At 62.0% G+C, this 3,322-nt stretch carries 3 protein-coding genes; 1 reads left to right on the forward strand and 2 read right to left on the reverse strand.

The window, feature by feature from the left end; all coding sequences use genetic code 11:
- Both VHX65_00005 and VHX65_00010 read right to left on the reverse strand, forming a co-directional pair.
- A partial coding sequence (locus tag VHX65_00005; GenBank protein HEX3996915.1) for a zf-HC2 domain-containing protein occupies positions 1 to 335 on the reverse strand: 335 nt, incomplete at its 3' end.
- 174 nt (positions 336 to 509) lie between these two features.
- Positions 510 to 1,979, reverse strand: a complete 1,470-nt coding sequence (locus VHX65_00010) for a sulfatase-like hydrolase/transferase (protein HEX3996916.1) — start codon at positions 1,977 to 1,979, stop codon at positions 510 to 512.
- A 76-nt stretch (positions 1,980 to 2,055) separates the two neighbouring features.
- On the opposite strand from VHX65_00010, the gene VHX65_00015 reads away from it, so the two are divergent.
- Positions 2,056 to 3,003 carry a tetratricopeptide repeat protein gene (locus tag VHX65_00015; GenBank protein HEX3996917.1) on the forward strand — a complete coding sequence of 316 codons (948 nt, stop codon included), beginning with the start codon at positions 2,056 to 2,058 and terminating at the stop codon, positions 3,001 to 3,003.
- The last annotated feature ends 319 nt before the right edge of the window (positions 3,004 to 3,322 follow it).

A 3,322-nucleotide genomic window follows, 5' to 3' on the forward strand; every position in this document is an offset into this window, starting at 1 on the left:
ATGCCGCTGCATTTGAGCCGTTCGGTCACCACCGTTCGACAAGCCGCTTCTACCGGACCCGAGCCGATCTGCCAGCCCGCGGCGATATACCGTGGGTAATCCATGCGATGCCGATGGTTGCCAAAGTATTGCACCGTCACGTGATGACGTTCTCGTGCTTCCGCGTTGCGCCTCGCGGGCAACTCGTGTTGCGGCGTGCGGGCTAGAAAATCGGAGCAGCTCGCGCAGGAGCGCAGATGTGCCTGCAATCGCTCGCGCGCTTCCGCCGGCAAGCGGTTCAAGGCGAAAGCCGCCAACGTCCGCGGAGCAGGATGGGCCGCCTGTCGCGTTTCCATCGACCGAGCTCCTTGAAAAGGCAAGCGTTCTCGCAGGCCGCCGGGTTAGCCGAACGACCCTACCATCGTAGCCATTCAGGGGGGCCACCGGCAAGACTTTGGGGTGCTCGGTCGCTCGATAGCATCTGGCGGGAAGAGTAGCGCGTCGACTACGGAGAGAGCCGATAACCGCGCCTAATCCCGATTATCGGCCAAATCGTGACGCAATTGTTTCAGCAGCGAGGCCAGACGCGGGAGTTCCTTGGCGGCGGATCGGTCGGTGGACAAATCGTGAATCTCGTCCGGATCGTGCTGCATGTCGAACAGCCGGACGGTTGTTTTTCCCTTGACGTCGTAATGATGGTACTTCCACCGGCCGTCATGCACGGCCCGCTGAAGGCCAGCAGCAACCGGAGCGGCGTCGTTCGCGCCGCGCCGCGGGCCGGGCGAATGGTCGTAGGCGCCGAAGATCGCGTCATGCACTCGCGTCTCGCTACGACTGAAAATTCCGACCAGGCTGCGCCCTTCGACGGTCGCCGCCGGCGCGACGCCCAGCAGTTCGCAGAGCGTGGGAAAGATGTCGAAGCCGTATGTGTAGGTGTCCGACGTTTGCCCTCCCGGCACGCCGGGGCCGAAAAAAATCAACGGGACTCCGGCCGATTCTTCGTAGACGTTCTGTTTGCCGAACAGCCCGTGCGAGCCGATCGCCAAGCCGTGATCGCTTGTGTAGACGACAATCGTGTTGTCGATGAGCGACGTGTTTTCCAGCGTCTTCACGACTCGGCCGACCTGTGCATCCTGGGCGGAGATCATGCCGTAATAGTCGCAGAGTTGCTGGCGAGTGTTCTCCGGCGTTCGCGGAAATGGGGCGAGCAGCTCGTCGCGGATGCGGAGTTCGCCGTTGTCGAACGGATGCCGCGGCAGGAAGTTGTCGGGCAGCGGCATCGTTGCCGGATCGTACAGCTTCTTGTACTGTTCCGGCGGAGTGCGCGGGTCGTGAGGAGAAGTGAACGCCAGATAGCAGAAAAATGGCTTGTCGGCCGATTTGCCGGCACGCTGCTGTTCCAAAAACTCGACGGCCGCGTCGGCGAACAACTCGGAGGAAAATTTCTGGCCGATCCGCACGGCGGATTTCGGATAACGGCCGGCCGGATCGAAGTCGCGCACCGGCATGTGAAATTGATCTTCGTGCATCCCGCCGAAAAAGATATTTCCTCCACTGCTGAAGCCGCGCTCGAAGGCGGGCGTGCCGTTGTGCCATTTGCCGCAGGCGAACGTCGTGTATCCGGCCTTGCGAAGCGCCTCGGGCAGAATGACGAAATTGCCCATGTCCTCCGGCGCGCGGAACAGCGAGCGGCCGGTGTGCAACATCGCGCGCGCCGGAACGCAGACCGCCCCGTTCTGAGCGCCCATGTTTCGCGCATGGCGAAACGCGAATCCGCCGGCGGCGAGCCGATCGAGATGCGGCGTTTTAATATGCGGGTTGCCCAGCCGGCCGATCGTGTCGGCTCGCTGGTCGTCGGCGACCATCAACACCACATTGAGCGGCCGCCGCCCGCCCGCGGCCCGAGCCACCATCGGAGACCGGAGCAGCTCCATTCCCGCGGCCGCCCCAGTCGCCACGGCACCGCTCGCTTTCAGAAAGTCGCGTCGAGTCGGTCTCATGTGGCATAGTCTATCGCGCGTTGGTAATAGGGGAAGCTCGCTCATCCCAACGTTTGCCGGGTACTTTTTGGCGGGAATGCAGAATCGCGCGTTCGACAGCCGGGTCGAGGTCGGCCACCAGTTCGGCCGGGGGATGCGGCGACGATGCCGCATGCGCTCGATGCAATTCCTCGATCGAGCCTACTTCCTGCTCGGTTTTTATGATTTCCTGCCGTTTCGCGAGGCTTATGGCAAAGCGAAGACCGCGGCGGAGAAGGCGGTCGCTTTGGACGACAATTCCGCTGAGGCCCACTCTTCAGTCGGCGTCGTGCTTGGCTGGTGCGACTGGGACTGGTATGGATCCGAACAGCACTTGCTGAAGGCCCTGGAATTGAATTCGAACTACAGTCATGCCCGCTCTCGGTATGGGCATTTTCTGATGCTTTTTATGGGACGTGACCGGGAATCCGTCGCCCAGAATCGACGTGCCATGGAAGGCGACCCGCTCTCCAGAGCAGCCCACCTATACCTCGGCATTTCGTTCAATCTTCTTAAGCGGTTCGCCGAGGCGCTGCCTCCGCTACGCCGCTCCCTGGAGCTTGACCCGAATTTCGCCCTCAGTCACTGGCAGCTAGGCCAGGCATACTGGTTCCTGGGAGATCGCGAAGCGGCGCTCGTGGAATTGCACCGGGCCGTTGAGCTTTCCAGACGGTTGCCGCTGTTCTTATCCACACTGGGCCAGGCGCTGGCGCTCACTGGGGACGTAGGCCAAGCGAGGCAGATTCAACGCGAACTGGCCGATCGCACGACCCCGGCCCCCACACGTCCATGTTTCATGTACCTTCTTCATGCCGCACTGGGAGAAAATGACCTGGCCTTCGCCGCCCTAGAACAGGCGTTGGTCGAGCGTGAGTCCTTCCTGGCGTGGTTGCCCGTTGGGCGCAGCCTTATCGCGCTGATGAGCTTGGAATCGGACCCACGCTGGCCGGTGTTCATCGCGAAAGTGAAAGCGGCAGTGCAGGCCAGGGCCAGCGCGACAATTTGAAAGACTCACCCAATTGCCAATTGCAACACCTGTACTCCGGCCAGAACAAGTTCTAACGGTGTCCTCTCGCCCTGCTCGTTTCTGGACGCGCGCCGCATCTGGCGCGCCGATCGCTTGGCCGTTCGGATCGTTTGCTCCGCAGACGCAGCGGTCCGCAAAACCGACGCCGATTTGACGCCGCCGCAGCGAGCTCGGTCGATCCAACCGACGCGCAAGTTTCGCGGAAGTGTGCCCCCGCCCGCGTCCCCATAATGGCGCGGTGTTGGGATTCCGAAAAAACGATTGAGATTCTGGGATGACCGTGCGGATAACGATCAAG

It is taken from the genome of Pirellulales bacterium, from assembly GCA_036267355.1.
Lineage (GTDB): Bacteria > Planctomycetota > Planctomycetia > Pirellulales > DATAWG01 > DATAWG01.